The 18,611-nt window shown below is 67.8% G+C and carries 16 protein-coding genes; 11 read left to right on the forward strand and 5 right to left on the reverse strand.

What is annotated here, in order from left to right; translation table 11 throughout:
* The first annotated feature begins 8 nt into the window (after positions 1-8).
* Positions 9-788, forward strand: a complete 780-nt coding sequence (locus tag PQB87_RS13565; RefSeq protein ID WP_059486218.1) for an ABC transporter ATP-binding protein — start codon at positions 9-11, stop codon at positions 786-788.
* Positions 789-864: 76 nt separating this feature from the next.
* Here the strand turns inward: PQB87_RS13565 and PQB87_RS13570 are convergent, their stop codons facing one another.
* The gene (locus PQB87_RS13570) at positions 865-1,362 is read right to left on the reverse strand and encodes a GNAT family N-acetyltransferase (RefSeq protein WP_021158490.1); all 498 of its coding nucleotides are present in this window, start codon (positions 1,360-1,362) and stop codon (positions 865-867) included.
* A 133-nt stretch (positions 1,363-1,495) separates the two neighbouring features.
* Here PQB87_RS13570 and PQB87_RS13575 point away from each other — a divergent pair, with 133 nt between their 5' ends.
* Both PQB87_RS13575 and PQB87_RS13580 read left to right on the forward strand, forming a co-directional pair.
* Positions 1,496-2,422 carry a LysR family transcriptional regulator gene (locus PQB87_RS13575; protein ID WP_042974110.1) on the forward strand — a complete coding sequence of 309 codons (927 nt, stop codon included), beginning with the start codon at positions 1,496-1,498 and terminating at the stop codon, positions 2,420-2,422.
* Positions 2,423-2,985: 563 nt separating this feature from the next.
* Positions 2,986-4,065 carry a porin gene (locus PQB87_RS13580; RefSeq protein ID WP_034195856.1) on the forward strand — a complete coding sequence of 360 codons (1,080 nt, stop codon included), beginning with the start codon at positions 2,986-2,988 and terminating at the stop codon, positions 4,063-4,065.
* A gap of 136 nt (positions 4,066-4,201) precedes the next feature.
* Here the strand turns inward: PQB87_RS13580 and PQB87_RS13585 are convergent, their stop codons facing one another.
* Positions 4,202-4,540 (reverse strand): P-II family nitrogen regulator, encoded by a 339-nt coding sequence (locus tag PQB87_RS13585; RefSeq protein ID WP_006398637.1) that lies wholly within the window; start codon positions 4,538-4,540, stop codon positions 4,202-4,204.
* 83 nt (positions 4,541-4,623) lie between these two features.
* Entirely contained in the window at positions 4,624-6,345 is a 1,722-nt protein-coding gene (locus PQB87_RS13590; protein ID WP_233345303.1) for an NAD+ synthase, read from the reverse strand.
* A 111-nt stretch (positions 6,346-6,456) separates the two neighbouring features.
* On the opposite strand from PQB87_RS13590, the gene PQB87_RS13595 reads away from it, so the two are divergent.
* Positions 6,457-7,635 carry a GNAT family N-acetyltransferase gene (locus PQB87_RS13595; protein WP_027786755.1) on the forward strand — a complete coding sequence of 393 codons (1,179 nt, stop codon included), beginning with the start codon at positions 6,457-6,459 and terminating at the stop codon, positions 7,633-7,635.
* A 95-nt stretch (positions 7,636-7,730) separates the two neighbouring features.
* Here PQB87_RS13595 and PQB87_RS13600 read toward each other — a convergent pair whose 3' ends face one another.
* Complete coding sequence (locus PQB87_RS13600) at positions 7,731-9,989, reverse strand: glycoside hydrolase family 3 C-terminal domain-containing protein (RefSeq protein ID WP_489242108.1); 2,259 nt, start codon at positions 9,987-9,989, stop codon at positions 7,731-7,733.
* 150 nt (positions 9,990-10,139) lie between these two features.
* Between PQB87_RS13600 and PQB87_RS13605 the strand changes: the two genes are divergently transcribed.
* Positions 10,140-11,174 (forward strand): helix-turn-helix transcriptional regulator, encoded by a 1,035-nt coding sequence (locus PQB87_RS13605; protein ID WP_233345299.1) that lies wholly within the window; start codon positions 10,140-10,142, stop codon positions 11,172-11,174.
* 49 nt (positions 11,175-11,223) lie between these two features.
* Positions 11,224-12,117 carry a GIY-YIG nuclease family protein gene (locus PQB87_RS13610; RefSeq protein WP_301861088.1) on the forward strand — a complete coding sequence of 298 codons (894 nt, stop codon included), beginning with the start codon at positions 11,224-11,226 and terminating at the stop codon, positions 12,115-12,117.
* Between the two features lie 56 nt (positions 12,118-12,173).
* On the opposite strand, the gene ppa is transcribed toward PQB87_RS13610, so the two are convergent.
* A complete protein-coding gene (gene ppa, locus PQB87_RS13615; protein WP_027786751.1) occupies positions 12,174-12,701 on the reverse strand; it encodes an inorganic diphosphatase in 528 nt (175 codons plus the stop codon).
* A gap of 233 nt (positions 12,702-12,934) precedes the next feature.
* Between ppa and PQB87_RS13620 the strand changes: the two genes are divergently transcribed.
* From PQB87_RS13620 to PQB87_RS13640, 5 genes are all read left to right on the forward strand, one after another.
* A complete protein-coding gene (locus PQB87_RS13620) occupies positions 12,935-14,374 on the forward strand; it encodes an aldehyde dehydrogenase family protein (protein WP_021158433.1) in 1,440 nt (479 codons plus the stop codon).
* Positions 14,375-14,465: 91 nt separating this feature from the next.
* Complete coding sequence (locus PQB87_RS13625; protein ID WP_027786749.1) at positions 14,466-15,224, forward strand: SDR family oxidoreductase; 759 nt, start codon at positions 14,466-14,468, stop codon at positions 15,222-15,224.
* A gap of 125 nt (positions 15,225-15,349) precedes the next feature.
* A complete protein-coding gene (locus tag PQB87_RS13630) occupies positions 15,350-16,654 on the forward strand; it encodes an MFS transporter (RefSeq protein ID WP_111942518.1) in 1,305 nt (434 codons plus the stop codon).
* A 227-nt stretch (positions 16,655-16,881) separates the two neighbouring features.
* Positions 16,882-17,301, forward strand: coding sequence for a helix-turn-helix domain-containing protein (locus PQB87_RS13635; protein WP_059686624.1), 420 nt, complete (start codon positions 16,882-16,884; stop codon positions 17,299-17,301).
* Positions 17,298-18,524 carry an alpha/beta fold hydrolase gene (locus PQB87_RS13640; protein WP_489242113.1) on the forward strand — a complete coding sequence of 409 codons (1,227 nt, stop codon included), beginning with the start codon at positions 17,298-17,300 and terminating at the stop codon, positions 18,522-18,524. The genes PQB87_RS13635 and PQB87_RS13640 overlap by 4 nt, the downstream gene beginning before the upstream one ends.
* Positions 18,525-18,611: the final 87 nt, after the last annotated feature.

An 18,611-nucleotide genomic window follows, 5' to 3' on the forward strand; every position in this document is an offset into this window, starting at 1 on the left:
GACTATTGATGAATTCCCAGACTCAGAAGCTTTTCGTCGACGATCTGCACAAGCGGTACGGCGACAACGAGGTGCTCAAGGGCGTGTCGCTGAAGGCGAACTCGGGCGACGTGATCAGCGTGATCGGCTCGTCCGGCTCCGGCAAGAGCACGATGCTCCGCTGCATCAACTTCCTCGAGCAGCCGAATGCGGGCCGCATCTTCGTCGACGGCGAGGAAGTGCGCACCGCGCTCGACAAGTCGGGCGCGCTGCGCGCGGCCGATACGAAGCAGCTGCAGCGCGTGCGCACCAAGCTGTCGATGGTGTTCCAGCACTTCAACCTCTGGTCGCACATGAACGTGATCGAGAACGTGATGGAAGCACCCGTGAACGTGCTCGGCATCCCGAAGAAGGAAGCCGAGGAGCGTGCGCGCGCGTATCTCGAGAAAGTCGGCCTCGCGCCGCGCGTCGAGAAGCAGTATCCGTCGCACCTGTCGGGCGGCCAGCAGCAGCGTGTCGCCATTGCGCGCGCGCTGGCGATGCATCCGGACGTGATGCTGTTCGACGAACCGACGTCGGCGCTCGACCCGGAACTGGTGGGTGAAGTGCTGAAGGTGATGCAGAAGCTCGCCGAGGAAGGCCGCACGATGATCGTCGTCACGCACGAGATGGGCTTCGCGCGCAACGTGTCGAACCACGTGATGTTCCTGCACCAGGGCCGCGTCGAGGAAGAAGGCGTGCCGTCCGAGGTGTTTGCCAACCCGAAGAGCGAACGCCTGCGCGGGTTCCTGTCCGGCAGCCTCAAGTAACGCGCACGAAACGCACGACGTTCGAACGGGCGCCTCGCGGCGCCCGTTTTGCGTTTACGTGGCGTCTATGTGACGTTCATGCGGCGCTCACCGGCGCGCTGTCGGCGAACGCGCGCAGTTCGTCGCCCGCGAGCCGGTAACGCACCCATTCGCTCTGCGGCGCCGCGCCAACGCTCTCGTAGAAGCGGATCGCCGGCTCGTTCCAGTCGAGCACGCTCCACTCGAAACGCCCGCAACCCGACTCGACCGCGATCCGCGCGAGCGCCTTCAGCAGCCGCAGCCCGGCGCCCGCGCCGCGAAAACGCGGCGACACGTACAGGTCTTCGAGATACAGCCCCTGCCGGGCGAGCCACGTCGAATACGAGAAGAAATACACGGCGAAGCCGGCCGGCTCGCCGTCGACCTCGCAGATCAGCGCGCGCGCCGGCGATCCGTCGCCGAACAGGCTGCGCTCGAGCGACGCGGGCGTCGCGACCACTTCATGCTCGGCCTTCTCGTAGACGGCCAGTTCGGTAATGAAACGCAGGATCTGCGGCACGTCGGCGACGGTGGCGGAACGAATGTCGATTTGCACGGGATGAGCCCTCCTCCGGCCCGGACTTGAAACGGAAAGCGGCGCCGCGCAGCCGCGCTGGCGCCAATCAGATCGTCATGCTACGTTCACGCAGCGCCTGCAGGAAGTGCAGGTTTTTCATCCTGACCTGAACATGATGCATCCCGATCTGCGCCGTCTCGACCTGAACCTGCTGCTCGTGTTCGACGCGCTGTACCGCCACCGGTCCGTCGCCGCGGCCGCGCACGAGCTTGCATTGAGCCCGTCCGCGCTGAGCCACGCGCTCGCGCGGCTGCGCGACGCGATCGGCGATGCCCTGTTCGTGCGCCTCGGCAACGAGATGCAGCCGACCGTGCGCGCCGACGACATCGCCACCTGGGCCGGCGACGCGCTCGACGCGATGTCGAAGGGGCTCGCCCGCGCGCGCCGCTTCGATCCCGCGCAAAGCGACCGCACGTTCGTGTTCGCGGCGACCGACTACACGGCATTCGCCGTGCTGCCGGCGTTTCTCGCGCGCATCCAGCATGTCGCGCCGCGGTTGCGGATCCGCGTCGTGCATTCCGACCGGAAGATTTCCGTCGACGAACTCGCGGCCGGCCGCATCGATTTCGCGCTCGGCTACCACGAGGAATCGGCGGCCGACGCGCCGGGCATCGAGGACTTCGACTGGTTCTCCGACGACTACGTCGTCATCGCGAGCGCCGCGCATCCGGACATCCGCCGGCGGCTCACGCTCGACCAGTACCTGGCGGCACGCCACGTGGTCGTCACGCCGTGGAACGAGTCGCGCGGCGTCGTCGACCACGTGCTCGACCGGCTCGGCCTCGCGCGGCAAGTCGCCGTGCAGTTGCCGACCGTGCTGGCCGCGCCGTTCGTGATTGCGGAATCCGCACTGCTGATGACCGTGCCGAACCGCGCCGCGCAGGCGTTGCGGCACGCGGCGCCGATCCGCATCTTTCCGGCGCCGTTCGAGATCCCGCGCTACACCGTGAAGGTCTACTCGCACGCGAAGCACGCGCGCACCGATGCGCATCGCTGGATTCGCACGCAGTTGCTCGAAGCGAGGCCGGAACCTGCCTGACCTGAGCGCGCCGGCGCACCGCGTCGCGCGTTGCCGTGCCGGCGCGACAGGCACGGGCCGGCGACGTCCGGTGCCCGCCCATTCATTACGAAATACTTACCAATTCCTCCTGTATGGCGCTTACGCCCGCGCCCCCTGCAACGTCAATAGTGGCAATCCTTGATCCATGTTTGCGAAAGTCGTGTCTCCCTTGTGGGACAAGGGTTTTCCGTTAATTGCAAACCCTCGGCGCACCTGTTGCCCACCGTGTTGCATGGCAATTTGGCGACAGGTGTTAGTCAAACAACGATTTCCATCGCCACAAAATTGTATTTTTGCTAAATTAGTAACCAAAGTAGCAAAACGAAGTTCGTGAAATGTAGTTTAGCTTCACGACACTACAAGGAGACCCCGCAGGCCGACCCGGCTGCGCGGGACCGCTCAACGGTTTTCCGTCCGCTTGCCCGCGTGCTGCGCTTACCGGCCCTGCACGAGGTCTCCCTGGTTATCCCGCTTTTGCCCGGCGCTCGCGCTCCGGGCATCTCGTGCAGTCTGGGTTGACTTTTTGACAGGGTATGGAGGAGATGATGAAGAAAGCTTTGGTCGCGGCCGCGCTGATGGCTGCTGGGGTGGTGACGGCGCACGCGCAGAGCAGCGTCACGCTGTATGGTCGCCTGGATGCCGGCCTCGAGTACCTGAACGGCCTGCAAAATGGCCACCAGGTGCGCGCGGAAAGCGGCGACTGGGGCACCAGCCTGTGGGGCTTGAAGGGCACCGAAGACATCGGCGGCGGCAACAAGATCCTGTTCCACCTCGAAGGCGCGTTCAATACGATGACGGGCGGCTTCAGCGGCTCGATCTGGGATCGTTATGCGACGGTCGGGATCTCCAACGACCGCTACGGTACGCTGCTGCTGGGTCGTGAACTCGCGATCGCCAACGGCGTGTGGGACTTCGACCCGTTCGGCCAGTCGGCCTGGTCGACGGCATCGCTGGTACGCGGCCGCAACTGGAACAAGACCAGCAACAACGTGTCGTACCAGTCGCCGCAGTTCTACGGCCTCGACTTCTACGGCCAGTTCTCGTTCTCGAACTCGACCAGCTTCAACGGCAACACGACGGCCGGCCAACCGGGCCGTGCAGCCGGCGCACAGGTCACCTATACGAATTCGCTGTTCCAGTTGCGCGGCATCTACGACGAAACGCGCGACAGCAACGGCCGCTTCTCGGACGTGTTCAACTACTCGCGTGAATACTTCGCGGGCGTGAACGTGTTCCTCGGCCAGTTCAAGGTTCAGGCCGCTTACCAGGCCTCGCGCGCGGACGGCAGCGGCGGCCCGGCGGTGAACGCCGGCGTGACGGGCACCCAGCAGGTCTGGGGCGGCGTGACGTGGCAGGCAACGCCGGCAGCGGCGCTGATCGCGGCCGTGTATCACGTGAACGCGAACCACGGCGGCGGCAACGCGAACATCTACACCGTCGGCGGCTCGTACAACATCTCGAAGCGCACGCTGTTCGACCTGCAGGTCGCGACGGTGCGCAACAGCAAGAACGCCAACTTCGGCCTGAACGCGAACGGCGCCGGTACGGCCGTGTCGACGGGCAACCCGAATCCGGGCGGCAGCCAGACCGGCGTCTACGCCGGCATCCAGCACCTGTTCTGATCAGGCGCCGTCAAAGAACGATTCGACAACACTTTCCACGCTGCTGCGAGAGGCGCGTATCGGTGCGGTACCCAATCGGGTATCGCACCGTTTTTTATTGGCGGGGCCTGAAACGGCCCGCTGACGAATACGGCGTTCAGACGGCCGCTTCGTTCTCTTCGCCGGTGCGGATGCGGATCACGCGCTCGACATCCGACACGAAGATCTTGCCGTCGCCGATCTTGCCGGTGCGCGCCGCGCCGATCACGGCGTCGATCACCTGGTCGACCTGCGCTTCCGCGACGACGACCTCGATCTTCATCTTCGGCAGGAAGTCGACGACGTATTCCGCGCCGCGATACAGCTCGGTATGCCCCTTCTGGCGGCCGAAGCCCTTCACTTCCGTCACGGTCAGGCCCGTGAGACCCACTTCGGCGAGCGCTTCGCGGACTTCGTCCAGCTTGAACGGCTTGATGATGGCAGTGATGCGTTTCATGGTGGTTGTCCCCCAATGCTCGTTTGGATGAAAAATCGCGACCCCGATTGTAAGCCTGCGAGCCGCATGCGGCCCAGCACGGCTCAGTCGAGGCGTTCGGTAAAACGTGACGTGATCGGGTAGCGCCAGTCGCGCCCGAATGCGCGATGCGTGACGCGAATGCCGATCGGCGCCTGGCGGCGCTTGTATTCGTTGATCTTGATGAGCCGCGTCACGCGTTCGACGTCGGCCTGCGCATAACCGGCCGCGACGATCTCGGCGAGCGGCCGATCCTCTTCCATGTACATCCGCATGATCGCGTCGAGTACGTCGTACGGCGGCAGGCTGTCCTGGTCGGTCTGGTTCTCGCGCAGCTCGGCCGACGGCGCACGCGTGAGGATCCGCTCGGGGATCACGTCGCGCAGGGCATAGTCGGCCGTTTCGTTGCGATAGCGGCAGAGCCGGTACACGAGCGTCTTCGCGATGTCCTTGATCACCGCGAAGCCGCCGGCCATGTCGCCGTACAGCGTGCAGTAGCCGACCGCCATCTCGCTCTTGTTGCCGGTCGTCAGCACGATCGAGCCGAACTTGTTCGACAGCGCCATCAGCAGCGTGCCGCGGATGCGCGCCTGGATGTTCTCTTCCGTCGCGTCCTCCGCGCGGCCCGCGAACTCGCCCGCGAGCGATGCGCGGAATGCGTCGAACATCGGCGCGATCGCGATCTCGTCGTAGCGCACGCCGACGCGCCGCGCCATGTCCGCCGCGTCGGTGGTCGAGATGTCGGCCGTGAAGCGCGACGGCATCATCACCGCGCGCACGCGCCCGGGCCCGAGCGCATCGCATGCGACCGCGAGCACCAGCGCCGAATCGACACCGCCCGACAGCCCGATCAGCACGCCCGGAAAGCCGTTCTTGCCGATGTAGTCGCGCACGCCGGTCACGAGCGCGCGGTACACCTGCGCGTCGGTCGACAGCTCGGGCGCGATCGCGCCGGGCATCGGCCGCGCGCCGTCGAATTCGACGATCGCGTGCCCTTCGTCGAACTGCGGCATCCTCGCGACGAGCGTGCCCTGCGCGTCGAGCACGAACGAGCCGCCGTCGAATACGAGTTCGTCCTGGCCGCCGACGAGGTTCACGTACACCATCGGCAGCCCGGTTTCGCGAATCCGCGCACGCAGGATGTCGACGCGCACCGCTTCCTTGTTCATGTGGTACGGCGAGCCGTTCGGGATCAGCAGCACCTGCGCGCCGGCCGCCTTCGCGATCTGCGCGGCCGATGCATGCCACGCATCCTCGCAGATGATCACGCCGTACTTCACGCCGTTCAGCTCGAACACGAGCGGCTCGGCGTCCGTCGCGAAGTAGCGCTTCTCGTCGAACACCTCGGTGTTGGGCAGGTCCTGCTTGCGGTAGGTGCCGACGATCTCGCCGCCGACGATCAGCGATACCGCGTTGTAGGTATCGGTGGGCGGCACGCCGCGCTCGATCGGGCGGTTTGCATTACCATCGACGGCTGGCGCATGCGGATCGCCGCCCGGCGCGCCTTCGCCCGCGCCGCGCAACGGATGGCCGACCAGCACCGCGAGCCCGTCGAACGCCTTCAAGGCGCCGGCGAGCGCGTCGAGCGCGGCCGCGGCCGCCGCGTAGAACGCCGGCCGCAGCAGCAGGTCTTCCGGCGGATAGCCGGACAGCGCAAGTTCGGGTGCGATCATCAGCTGCGCACCATCGTTGTGCGCGGCGCGTGCGGCCGCGACGATCCGCGCGACGTTGCCGGCGAAATCGCCAACGGTGACGTTGATCTGGGCGAGAGCGAGTCGGGTCTTCATGGCGGGATCGGCGCAGCCCGGCGGCGCGCCCTGAACGGCTGACGAAATCGTCCCGGTGCGGGCCCGCGCAGGCCCTCGCATCCGGCGACACAGAACGGTACGGATTCACGCTTGAAACACGAACGCATCGATTATCGCACGGGCATCCTGTCGTCCCCCGCCGAGGTGCCGGCCGACGAATGGAACGCGCTGCTCGCCCGCGACGCGCAGCCGACGCCCTTCCTGCGCCACGAATTCCTCGACGCGCTGCACGTCGCGCGCTGCGCGGTCGACGATACCGGCTGGTCGCCGCATTTCGTCACGCTGACCGACGAGCGCACCGGCCGCCTCGCGGCCGCCGCGCCCGTCTACGCGAAGCAGCATTCGTACGGCGAATACGTGTTCGACTGGGCCTGGGCCGACGCGTACCAGCGCAACGACCTGCCCTACTACCCGAAGCTGCTGTGCGCGGTGCCGTTCACACCCGTGCAGGGCACGCGCCTGCTCGCGGCCGACGACGATGCGCGCCGCCGGCTCGCGGCCACGCTGCTCGCATTCGCCGAGCAGAGCGACGTGTCGTCGCTGCACGTGCTGTTCCCGACCGGCGACGAAGCGGCGCTCCTCGAATCGATGGGCATGATGCTGCGCGAAGGCGTGCAGTTCCACTGGATCAACGACGGCTACCGCCACTTCGACGATTTCCTCGGCACGCTCGAGCAGAAGAAGCGCAAGAACATCCGCGCGGAGCGGCGCAAGGTGCACGAGGCGGGCGTGACGTTCCGGCGGCTGACCGGCGACCGGATCACCGACGCCGACTGGCGCTTCTTCTCGCGCTGCTACCGGCAGACCTATCGCGAACACTATTCGAGCCCGTACCTGAACCTCGACTTCTTCCGCACGATCGGTGCGACGATGCCCGAGAACCTGCTGCTCGTGATCGCGGAAGCCGGCGGCCAGCCGATCGCGAGCGCGCTCGCCGTCTACCGGCGCGGCGAGAACGGCGGCGGCACGCTGTACGGCCGCTACTGGGGAGCGGTCGAGCACGTGCCGTGCCTGCATTTCGAAACGGCCTACTACCAGCTGCTCGAATTCTGCATCGAGGCCGGGCTCGACACGTTCGAAGGCGGCGCGCAGGGCGAACACAAGCTCGCACGCGGCTTCCTGCCGACCGTCACGCACTCCGCGCACTGGCTCGCGCACCCGGCATTCTCGGACGCCGTCGCGCGCTTTCTCGAACGCGAGACCGAGCACATCCACGCGTACGTCGACGAATTGCGCGAACACGATCCGTTCCGGCGCGGCGCCGGGTAACGACTGCGTGCCGGAACGTGCCGGTAGGTGACGGTACGTGCCGGAATGCGGCGAGACCACGACCGGCCTCGCCGCGTGCCGCGTGGCCGCCCGGCTCAGTGCGCGGCGAGCGTCACCGTCGTTGACTGCGCCTGCGGGTCACGCGACGAAGCCGCCGCCGACAGCCCGTAGCTGCCCGCGGCGATCCGCCACGCATGCGCATTCGCATCCCACACCGCGAAGCGCTGCGCCGGCACCGCAACGCTGACGGTACGCGCCTCGCCCGGCTGCAGCGCGACCTTGGTCCAGCCGACGAGGCGCTTCGGTGGTTCGCCGAGCGACGCGGGCAGTGCCGCGTAGATCTGCACCGTCTGCGCACCGGCCCGTGCGCCGGTGTTCGTCACCGTCACGCCGACCGTCACGTTGCCTGCCGCATCGGCCCGCGCGGACAGCGCCGACAACGCATACGTCGTGTACGACAGCCCATAGCCGAACGGGAACAGCGGCTCGATCGCCTTCGCGTCGAACCAGCGATAGCCATACGCGAGCCCTTCCGCGTAAATGGTCTGCGTGCGCGACGGATCGATCGCCGGCTGCGGCAGGTCGGCCTCCTGCTTCGGGAACGTCAGCGGCAGCCGGCCCGACGGGTTCGCGTCGCCGAACAGCAGATCGGCGATCGCCTGGCCGCCCTGCGCGCCGGGATACCACGCTTCGAGCACGCCATGCACGTTCGCGAGCCACGGCATCAGCACGGGGCTGCCGTTCTCGAGCACGACGATCACGCGCTTCGCCTTCGCCGCGACCGCCGCAATCAACGCGTTCTGGTCGTATTGCTGGTTGTACGGGTCGGCCTTCGCATCGGGCAGCGACAGGCTCGCAAGGTCGAGCCCTTCCGTCTGCCACTGCGTCGCGAACACGATCGTGACATCGGCCTGCGCCGCCGCGCTCGCCGCGGCATTCGCGTCGATTCCGTCGAGGTAGCTGACCGCCGCGTTCGGCGCCTTCGCGCGAATCGCCGCGAGCGGCGCGGACTTGTACCACGACGCACAGCCGCCGAACAGCGTGTCGGCGGGTTGCTGGCAGGTCGTCACCGCATTGCCGTCGATCGCCGGCACCGCGCCCGAGCCGCCGCCCGACAGCACGCCTGCGTCCGCATGCCCGCCGATCACGACGACCGACTTCAGCGCGCCGGCCGCCAGCGGCAGCACGGGCTGCGCATCGCCGGGCGCGGCCGCGTTCTTCAGCAGCACCGCGGATTGCCGTGCGATCGCGAGCGCATCGGCGTTGCCGGCCGCTTCGTCGATCGCGCCGCCCGGCTTCGGCGGTGCGTCCATCACGCCGATGCGAATCAGCGTGCGCAGCTTGCGCTGCACCATGTCGTTCAGCCGCGCGGCCGACACGCTGCCGGCCTGCAGCGCCGCACGCAGCTTCGTGTTGAAGAACGAGCCGAGCGGCGCGTTGTTGTCGTCCGCCGCACCCGGCTCCTCCTCGTCGAGCCCCGCCTGCACGGCCGCGACCGTCGAATGCGTCGCGCCCCAGTCGGACTGCACGACGCCCTTGAAGCCCCATTCGTTCTTCAGCACCGTGGTCAGCAGATACGGGTTCTCGCACGCATACACGCCGTTCAGCTTGTTGTACGAGCACATCACGTTGCCCGGCTGGCCGTCCTTCACGCCGATCTCGAACGCGAGCAGTTCGGCCTCGCGCATGGTTCGCTCGTCGACGACCGAATCGATCGTCATCCGGTTGGTTTCCTGGTCGTTGAACGCGAAATGCTTGATCGTCGCGATCACCTTCTGCGCCTGCGTCGCCTGCGTGCGCGCGGCGCTCAGCGTACCCGCGAGCACCGGATCCTCGCCCATGTATTCGAACGTGCGGCCGTTGCGCGGCTCGCGCGCGAGGTTCACGCCGCCGCCGAGCCCTTCCGCGAAACCGAGCGCACGCAGTTCGAGCGCGATACGCGTGCCGTAGGTGCCGGCGAGCGCCGGGTCCCACGTTGCCGCGAGCGCGACCGGCGCGGGCAGCGCGGTCACGCGCGCGTTCTTCACGTTCACGCCGCCCGCCGAATCGGCGCTGCTGACGGCCGGAATGCCGAGCCGCGGCACGCCCGGGATGTAGCTCGCGCCATTGAGTGCGTCGGCCGGGAACGGGCCGCCCAGGTCGAGCGCCGGCAGGCCCGTGCCGTGCACGAGCTGCAGTTTCTCGTCGTTCGTCAGTTGCGCGACGAGCGCGGCCGCGCGCTGGTCGGCCGCGGCATCGGGGTCGGCCGGCGCGACCGGACCCGCGTGGATGTCGTCGCCGCCGCACGACGCGAGCAGCACCGTAAGCGCGCACGCGGACGCAATCGTCGAACACCGGAACAGCGAAGTTTTCATTGATCCTCCTGAATCGTTCTGTTGTACTTGTCGCCACACTCCAGCGTCCGAGTCTAAAAATTGACCGGTCACCACGCTTGACCGGCAGGAGCATGCGTTGACCTCTCGCAGCGGGGACAAACCCGAACGGCATGACGAAGGGGGACAGACATGGAGTTGCAACAGAAATCGGTATCCGTGCGGATCTACCGCTGGCTGTGCGAAGACGCGCGCGCGAACGGCATCGATCTCGCGCCGCTGTATGACACGCTTGGCATCGGCCCGGCCGAACTCGCCGACGACACGCGCCGCATCGCGGGCGACCGGCATGTCGCCGCGATGCGGCTCACGAGCGCATGGCCGCTGTCGTGGCATTGCCCGCCGCCGCAGGTCGTGCCGTGGCTCGCGCCGTTCCCGGAACTCGCGGGCGTCACGTGCAACGCGGCGACACTGCGCGACGCGCTGCACGGCTACCTGCACTATCGCGAGCTGATCGGCAACGTCGACTGGGTCTTCGCGCACGAGAACGGCGACGCGATCGCGCTCGAATACGTGAACGAAGGCGATGGCCGGCACGCGGGCAGCGCGTTCGCGAACCTCGCGATCCTCGCCGCGCTCGCCCGCCTGTACGATCCGCACGTGTGCGTCGACGACGCCGCCTTCGCCGGCCGCGCGTTCGCACCCACCGCCGCGCTGCGCGACATGCTCGGCGCACCGATGTCGTTCGATGCCGCGCACAACCGCATCGTGCTGCGCTCCGCGCACTTCGACACGCCGTTCGAACGCTACAACGCGCCGCTCGCCGGCATTCAGCGTCATGCGGCCGACGCCGCGCGCGAGCGTGTACGCGTGCGCTCGACGTTCGGCTCGTCGGTCGAGCAATGCGTGCGCGACTGGCTGCGTACCGCCGACGAAGCCGATGTACCGACCGACACACTGATGCAGCACGTGTGCACGCGCTTCGCGATGTCACGCTGGACGCTGCGCCGGCGGCTGCATCGCGAGGCGGTCGGCTTTCATGCGCTCGTCGCGCAGGCGCGGCTCGGCGAGGCACGCGACCTGCTGCTGAATACGCAACTGCCGATCGGCGAGATCGGCGTGCGCGTCGGCTTCCGTTCGACGAGCACGTTCACGCGCTTCTTCACGCGCGAACTCGGCGCGGCACCGAGCCGTTTTCGCGACGGGCACGGCGATCGATGGCGTTGATGCGCGCCTTTTCTGAGACACTGGCGGCTTCGCATCCCGCCGCCCTGCCATGTCCTGGTTTCTGTACCTGATCGAATGCGCCGACGACAGCGTCTACACGGGCATCACGACCGATGTCGCCGCGCGCTTCGACGAGCACGCGTCCGGCAAGGGCGCGCGCTACACGCGCTCGCGCAAGCCGCGCGCGGTGCTCGCGTCGTTCCCGCTGCCCGACCGGTCGATCGCATCGCGTGCCGAGTACTGGGTGAAGCGGCTCACGGCCGCGCAGAAACGCGAACTGGCGGCCGGGATCCGGACGCTCGAGTCGGTGTTGCCGGCCGGGATGTCGATCGACGGGAACGTCGATGCGGCCGGGTTGAAGGCCGGGTTGAAGGCCGGTAAGCGCGAGCGGAAGAAGGCAAAGGCGCAGTCGGCCGACATCACGACGCAGGCCGCTGAAACGGACAAGCCCGTCAAGAAAGCCGCGAAGGCCAGGAATGACGGGAAAGCGTCCACGCCCGCAAAAACCGTGACGCGCGGACAAGCCGCGCAGGCGCCCAAGAAGACCAAGGCCACGCCCGCCACGAAGCGTGCGAAGACCGACGACGCGGCCGAAGTGAAAAAGGGCTCGCCTCGCGGCAAGTCGGCCATGAAAGCCACGAAAGCCACGAAAGCCACATCGAAGCAGAAAGCGCCGGCAGCCGGCGGCAAGTCCGTCGCAAAACCACGCACCGACGTTGCTTCCGCGCCGGCGCGCAGCCGTGCATCGGCAACAAGGACCACCACCGACACGGTCGAAACCCCGGCGAATTCCGTCACCGCCACCCGCCGCGCCACGCGCGCGAATCGTGCGAGAAGCGCATCGAACGCCGCCGCCCTGCCTGCGCCGGCCCCCGCGCGCGCCCGAAAGAAGACCACCCCGGGCGCCGGCCCGCGCACAAAACAAAACCGCGCGGCCTCCTGACGAGACACGCGCGGTTTGCGTTCCGAACAAACCGGCCGAGAGGCCGGCCAGCCGGCTTACTTCTTGTAGTTCGCTGCGCCGTCGGCGATTTCCTTGTGCGCGGCTTCGATGCCGGCCCAGCCTTCGACCTTCACCCACTTGCCCTTCTCGAGCGCCTTGTATTGCTCGAAGAAGTGCTTGATCTGGTCCTTCAGGTACTCGGGCACGTCGTCGATCGACTTCAGGTTGGCCGTCATCGGGCAGACCTTGTCGTGCGGCACCGCGACCAGCTTCGCGTCGACGCCCGACTCGTCGGTCATCTGCAGCATGCCGAGCACGCGCGAACGCACGATCGAGCCGGCCAGCAGCGGGAACGGCGTGATCACCAGCACGTCGACCGGATCGCCGTCGCCCGACAGCGTCTGCGGGATGTAGCCGTAGTTCACCGGATAGCGCATGCCCGTGCCGATGAAACGGTCGACGACGAGGAGGCCCAGTTCCTTGTCCGCCTCGTACTTCACCGGGTCGCTTTGCGCGGGAATCTCGATGATCACGTTGAAATCTTGCGGCAGGTCCTTGCCGGCCGGAACATGGTTGAAGCTCATGAGCACTCTCTGTAGGTCGATGGGAATTCGGGACAGGGCGCCGCGGCCGATGCATCGCCGCAGGCGTCCCCCAACGGAATGCGCCATTATAGCCAATCGACCGGTGGCGTCCGGATGACGATCGGCGCGATAATCGTTCCCGATGTCCGGCCGTCGAACCACCGGCCGCGTTGCATGGAACCGGCGTCGGCGCCAGAGCACCGTCGGCGGTCGACGCGAAGACAGGAGCACGCATGGAAGAGGCGAAGCACTTCATCGCAGGCGAATGGACGTTGCCTGCGCAACTGGAAACCATCGCGGTCGTCGATCCGTCCGACGGCCAGCCGTTCGCAGCCATTGCCCGCGGCACGGCGCCCGACATCGAGCGTGCGGTCGCCGCGGCCCGCGACGCGTTCGCGGGCCCATGGGGCGCCAAAAGCGCCGCCGAGCGCGGCCGCGTGCTGATGCGGCTGTCGGCGCGCGTGGCCGATTCCCTCGAGGAACTCGCCACGATCGAGGCACGCGACACCGGCAAGCCGCTCAAGCAGGCACGCGCGGATGCCGCCGCGCTCGCGCGCTACTTCGAGTTCTACGCGGGCGCGGCCGACAAGCTGCACGGCGAAACCCTTCCCTACCAAGCCGGCTACACCGTGCTGACGGTGCGCGAGCCGCACGGCGTCACGGGCCACATCGTGCCGTGGAACTACCCGATGCAGATTTTCGGGCGCAGCGTCGGCGCCGCGCTCGCGGCCGGCAACGCTTGCGTCGTCAAGCCGGCCGAGGATGCATGCCTGTCGTTGCTGCGCGTGGCCGAGCTGGCCGCCGAGGCCGGGCTGCCGGCCGGCGCGCTCAACATCGTCACCGGCTACGGCCATGAGGCCGGCGCCGCGCTCGCGCGCCATCCCGGCATCGACCACATCTCGTTCACGGGCTCCCCGGCCACCGGCAAGCTGGTCACGCAGATGGCGGCCGAGAACCACGTACCCGTCACGCTCGAACTCGGCGGCAAGTCGCCGCAGATCGTGTTCGCCGATGCCGACCTCGACGCGGCGCTGCCCGTGCTCGTGTCGGCGATCGTGCAGAACGGCGGGCAGACCTGCTCGGCCGGCAGCCGCGTGCTGATCGAGCGCGCGGTGTACGAGCCGCTCGTCGAGCGGCTCGCCACCGCGTTCAACGGCCTGCGCGTCGGCCCGAGCCGCGCCGACCTCGACTGCGGCCCGCTGATCAACGCGAAGCAGCAGCAGCGCGTGTGGGATTTCCTGTCCGACGCGCAGCACGACGGCATTCCGATGGCCGCGCATGGGCAGGTCGTCGCCGAGGCACCCGAAAGCGGCTTCTATCAGGCCCCCGCGCTGTTGCGCGACGTGCCGCCGTCGCACCGGCTCGCGCAGGAGGAAGTGTTCGGCCCCGTGCTCGCCGCGATGCGTTTCGTCGACGAAGACGAAGCCGTCGCGCTGGCGAACGGCACGCCGTACGGCCTCGTCGCGGGCATCTGGACGCGCGACGGCGCACGCCAGATGCGTATCGCGCGGCGCCTGCGGGCGGGCCAGGTGTTCATCAACAACTATGGCGCGGGCGGCGGCGTCGAGCTGCCGTTCGGCGGTGTCGGCCATTCGGGGCATGGCCGCGAGAAAGGCTTCGAGGCACTGTACGGCTTCACCGCGCTGAAAACGATCGCGATCCGGCACGGCTGAACACGCGGCAAGCAGGACGCGGCATGCGGCCGGCAGCATGCGGCCGCATGCCGAAGCACGACGACACTAAATCCAGCACAGGAGACACACCATGCGGTTGAGCGGCAAGACGGCAATCGTCACGGGCGGCGGCTCGGGGTTCGGCGAAGGCATCGCGAAGACGTATGCGCGCGAAGGCGCGAACGTCGTCGTCAACGACCTGAACGGCGCGGCGGCCGAGCGTGTCGCGAGCGAGATTGCGCTCGCGGGCGGCAAGGCAATCGCGGTGGCCGGCGACGTGTCGCGGCAGGACGACTGGCACGCGCTGCTGCAGGCGACGCTCGACGATTTCCACGCGGTGCAGATCGTCGTGAACAACGCGGGCACCACGCACCGCAACAAGCCGGTGCTCGACGTGTCGGAAGCCGAATTCGACCGCGTGTACGCGGTCAACATGAAAAGCCTGTTCTGGTGCGTGCAGACCTTCGTTCCGTACTTCCGCGAGCGGGGCGGCGGCGTGTTCGTGAACGTCGCGTCGACGGCCGGCGTGCGGCCGCGGCCGGGCCTCGTCTGGTACAACAGCACGAAGGGCGCGATGATCACCGCGAGCAAGTCGCTCGCGGCCGAACTCGGCGCCGACCGCATCCGCGTGAACTGCATCAACCCCGTGCTCGGCGAAACCGCGTTGATGACGGAATTCATGGGCTGCGAGGATACCCCCGAGAACCGCAGCCGCTTCCTCGCGACGATCCCGCTCGGCCGCTTCTCGACGCCGCAGGACATCGCGAACGCGGCGCTGTACCTGGCATCCGACGAGGCCGAGTTCATCACGGGCGTCTGTCTCGAAGTCGACGGCGGGCGCTGCATCTAGCCGTATCCCCCTTGCCGCAGCGTGCCGCGGCCGGCAACCGCCGCGACACACGCGCATGGCTTCGCACGACTCCGGACCAGGCACCGCTACGCCTTCTCCGGCCAATTACAAGGACAGGAGACAACATGGCAACATCGACGCAGTCGCTGCCGGGCTCGTCCGGCGCATTCGAGGAAGCAACCTATCGCAAGGTGTCGTGGCGGCTCGTGCCGCTCCTGCTGCTGTGCTACGTGGTCGCGTATCTCGACCGCGTGAACGTCGGCTTCGCGAAGCTGCAGATGGCGAGCGACCTGAATCTCAGCGACACCGTCTACGGGCTCGGCGCCGGGATCTTCTTCTTCGGCTATTTCCTCTTCGAAGTGCCGAGCAACATCATCCTGCACAAGGTCGGCGCGCGCGTGTGGATCGCCCGCATCATGGCGACGTGGGGCGTGATCTCGATCCTGACGATGTTCGTCACGACACCCGCGATGTTCTACGTGATGCGCTTCCTGCTCGGCGTCGCCGAGGCCGGCTTCTTCCCCGGCGTGATCCTCTACCTCACCTACTGGTATCCCGCGCACCGGCGCGGCCGGATGACGACGTTCTTCATGACGGCGGTCGCGTTGTCCGGCGTGATCGGCGGGCCGATCTCGGGCTTCATCCTGAAATCGTTCGACGGCGTGAGCGGCTGGCACGGCTGGCAATGGCTGTTCCTGCTCGAAGGCATCCCCTCGGTGCTCGCCGGCGTGCTCGTGTTCTTCTCGCTCGACGAGCGGATCTCGAAGGCGAAGTGGCTGACCGACGAGGAAAAGGCGCTGCTCACCCGCAACGTCGACGCGGAGGAAGCGACCAAGGAAGACCTGCCGCTCGGCACCGTGATGTCGAGCCCGCGCGTGTGGCTGATGGCGCTGATCTATTTCTCGTTCGTGATGGGGCTCTACGGCGTCGGCTTCTGGCTGCCGACGATCATCAAGGCCACCGGCGTGACCGACACGTTCATGATCGGCCTGCTGTCGGCGATTCCGTATGCGGCCGCGGTGGTCGCGATGATCCTGATCGCGCGCAGCGCGGACCGGCACCGCGAACGCCGCTGGCACGTCGCGATTCCGGCCGCGATCGGCGCGCTCGGGCTCGTGCTGTCGGTGGTCTGGGCACACCAGACCGCGCTCGCGATGCTCGGCCTCACGCTCGCGACGATCGGCATCCTGACCACGCTGCCGCTGTTCTGGAGCCTGCCGACCGCGTTCCTCGGCGGCACGGCGGCCGCGGCCGGCATCGCGATGATCAACTCGATCGGCAACCTCGCCGGCTTCCTGAGCCCGTACCTGATGGGCTGGCTCAAGCAGGCGACGGGCGCCAACGATTCGGGCATGTACATGCTCGCCGGGTTCCTCGTGCTCGGCGGGCTGCTCGCGCTGTCGGTGCCGAAGCGGCTGGTCGACAAATGACGCGGGGCGCATCGGCGCCCCCCCTGCCGGCGGACGATCCGCCCCGGAAACGCCCCGCTGGCCGGAACCGCTCCGGCCAGCGGGGCGTTTCTGCTTCCACCTGCGTGCCGACCGGACGATGCCGGCTCGGCATCCAGCCAGCTCTGATGCCATGATTCCTGCAATACTCCCTATTGATCCTTATTTCATGGAACAATAGGGAACATATTGAGCATCACGAGCCGATCATGTTCCATACCGTCGACGAGTCCGCCGCCCGCCTGCGCCTCCACCCGAAGACCGTCCTGCGCTTCATCCGCGAGGGCAAGCTGCATGCGACGCGGGTCGGCCGCGCCTACCGCATCCTCGACACCGACCTCGCCGCGTTCGCGCAAACCGAGCCGGCCGCGCCCGCGCCCGTGCCGCGTGCGGTGCGCGTCACCAGCATCGTCGACATTCCGGACGCGTCGCAGTCGCTGCACCAGTACCTGTCGCGATCGCTGCATGCGATGGCGTCCGGCCGCACGTCGTACGTCGACCCCGTGCGGATCGACGTCACGTTCGATCCCGCCGCGAGCCAGGTCAAGATCATCGTCGCCGCGACGCCAGCCGATACGGCCGTGCTGATGTCGTCGCTCGAGGCGCTGCTGCAGCAAAGCGGGACATGAGCGCGATCTTCAGGTCGCCGCGCCATGCACGCGCCATTCGCGCGGCTTACGACGCTGCGCTGTCGCACTGGCCGGCCGGGCATCGGCGCGTCACGGTGCAGACGCGCCATGGTGCGACGCACGTGATCACCTGCGGCCCCGAGCACGCGCCGCCGGTCGTGCTGATCCACGGCGCGCAGACGACGGCGGCGAGCTGGCAGCATTACGCGGCGCAATGGTCGACACACTTCCGGCTCCATGCGATCGACGTGATCGGCGAAGCAGGACCGAGCGCGCCGTCGCGACTGCCGCTTGCGGGCGACGCACATGCGCAGTGGCTCGACGACGTGCTGGACGGCCTGCAGGTGTCACGTGCCGCGTTCGTCGGCATCTCGCTCGGGGCGCGAACGGCGCTCGACTTCACGTTGCGGCGGCCGGCACGCGTGACGCGGCTCGCGCTGCTCTGCCCGTCCGGCATCGGCCGGCAGAAGCGGTTTCTGTGGTGGGCGCTGCCGTTGTTGCTGCTCGGCGATGCCGGGCGCGCATGCGTGCGACGGCGCGTGCTCGGCCGCCTGCCGCCCGCGTCGACGGCGGCCGAACGTGACACGCTCGCGCTGATGCACGCCGTCGATCGCGGGTTTCGCCCGCGCATCGAACCGATTCCGGTGTTCGCCGACAACGTGCTGCGCACGCTGTCGGTGCCCACGCTGGCGATCCTCGGCGGCCGCGACGTGATGCTCGACTCGCGAGACACGCGTGAGCGCCTGACGCGTCTCGTGCCGCACGCGCAGATCCTGTTTCTTCCCGAGCAGCCCCACTTCATCCGCGGGCAACGCGACACCGTACTCGCGTTTCTCGCGTCGACGGAAACCATCGACATGCCCCACCGAATCGTTCAGGCAGCCGGCCGCCGCGTGCTGTTTCGTGATCCTTCCGCCGCCGTCGTGCAGCGGGAAAGCGATGCGCTCGACCTCGTCGCCCTCGCGCACGAGCACGAAGCCGACTGGATCGCGGTGCCCGCGGATGCACTGCACGACGACTTCTACCGGCTCGAAAGCGGCCTCGCGGGCGCCGTCCTGCAGAAGCTCGTCAACTACGGCGTCAGGCTCTGCGTGGTCGGCGACATCGAGCGCTGGCTCACGCGCAGCGAAGCGTTCCGCGCACTCGTGCGCGAATCGAATCGCGGGCAATCGGTGTGGTTCGTCGCCAGCGAGGACGACCTGCTGCGCAAGCTCGGCGCATGACGTGTCGTCCAAGGTCACCCTGGACGAAAAAAAGCCCCGAAGGCCTTCCGGCATTCGGGGCTTTCTTGCGCGGGTTGCGCGGGCCAC

The sequence above is a fragment of the Burkholderia sp. KL41 genome, assembly GCF_057005415.2.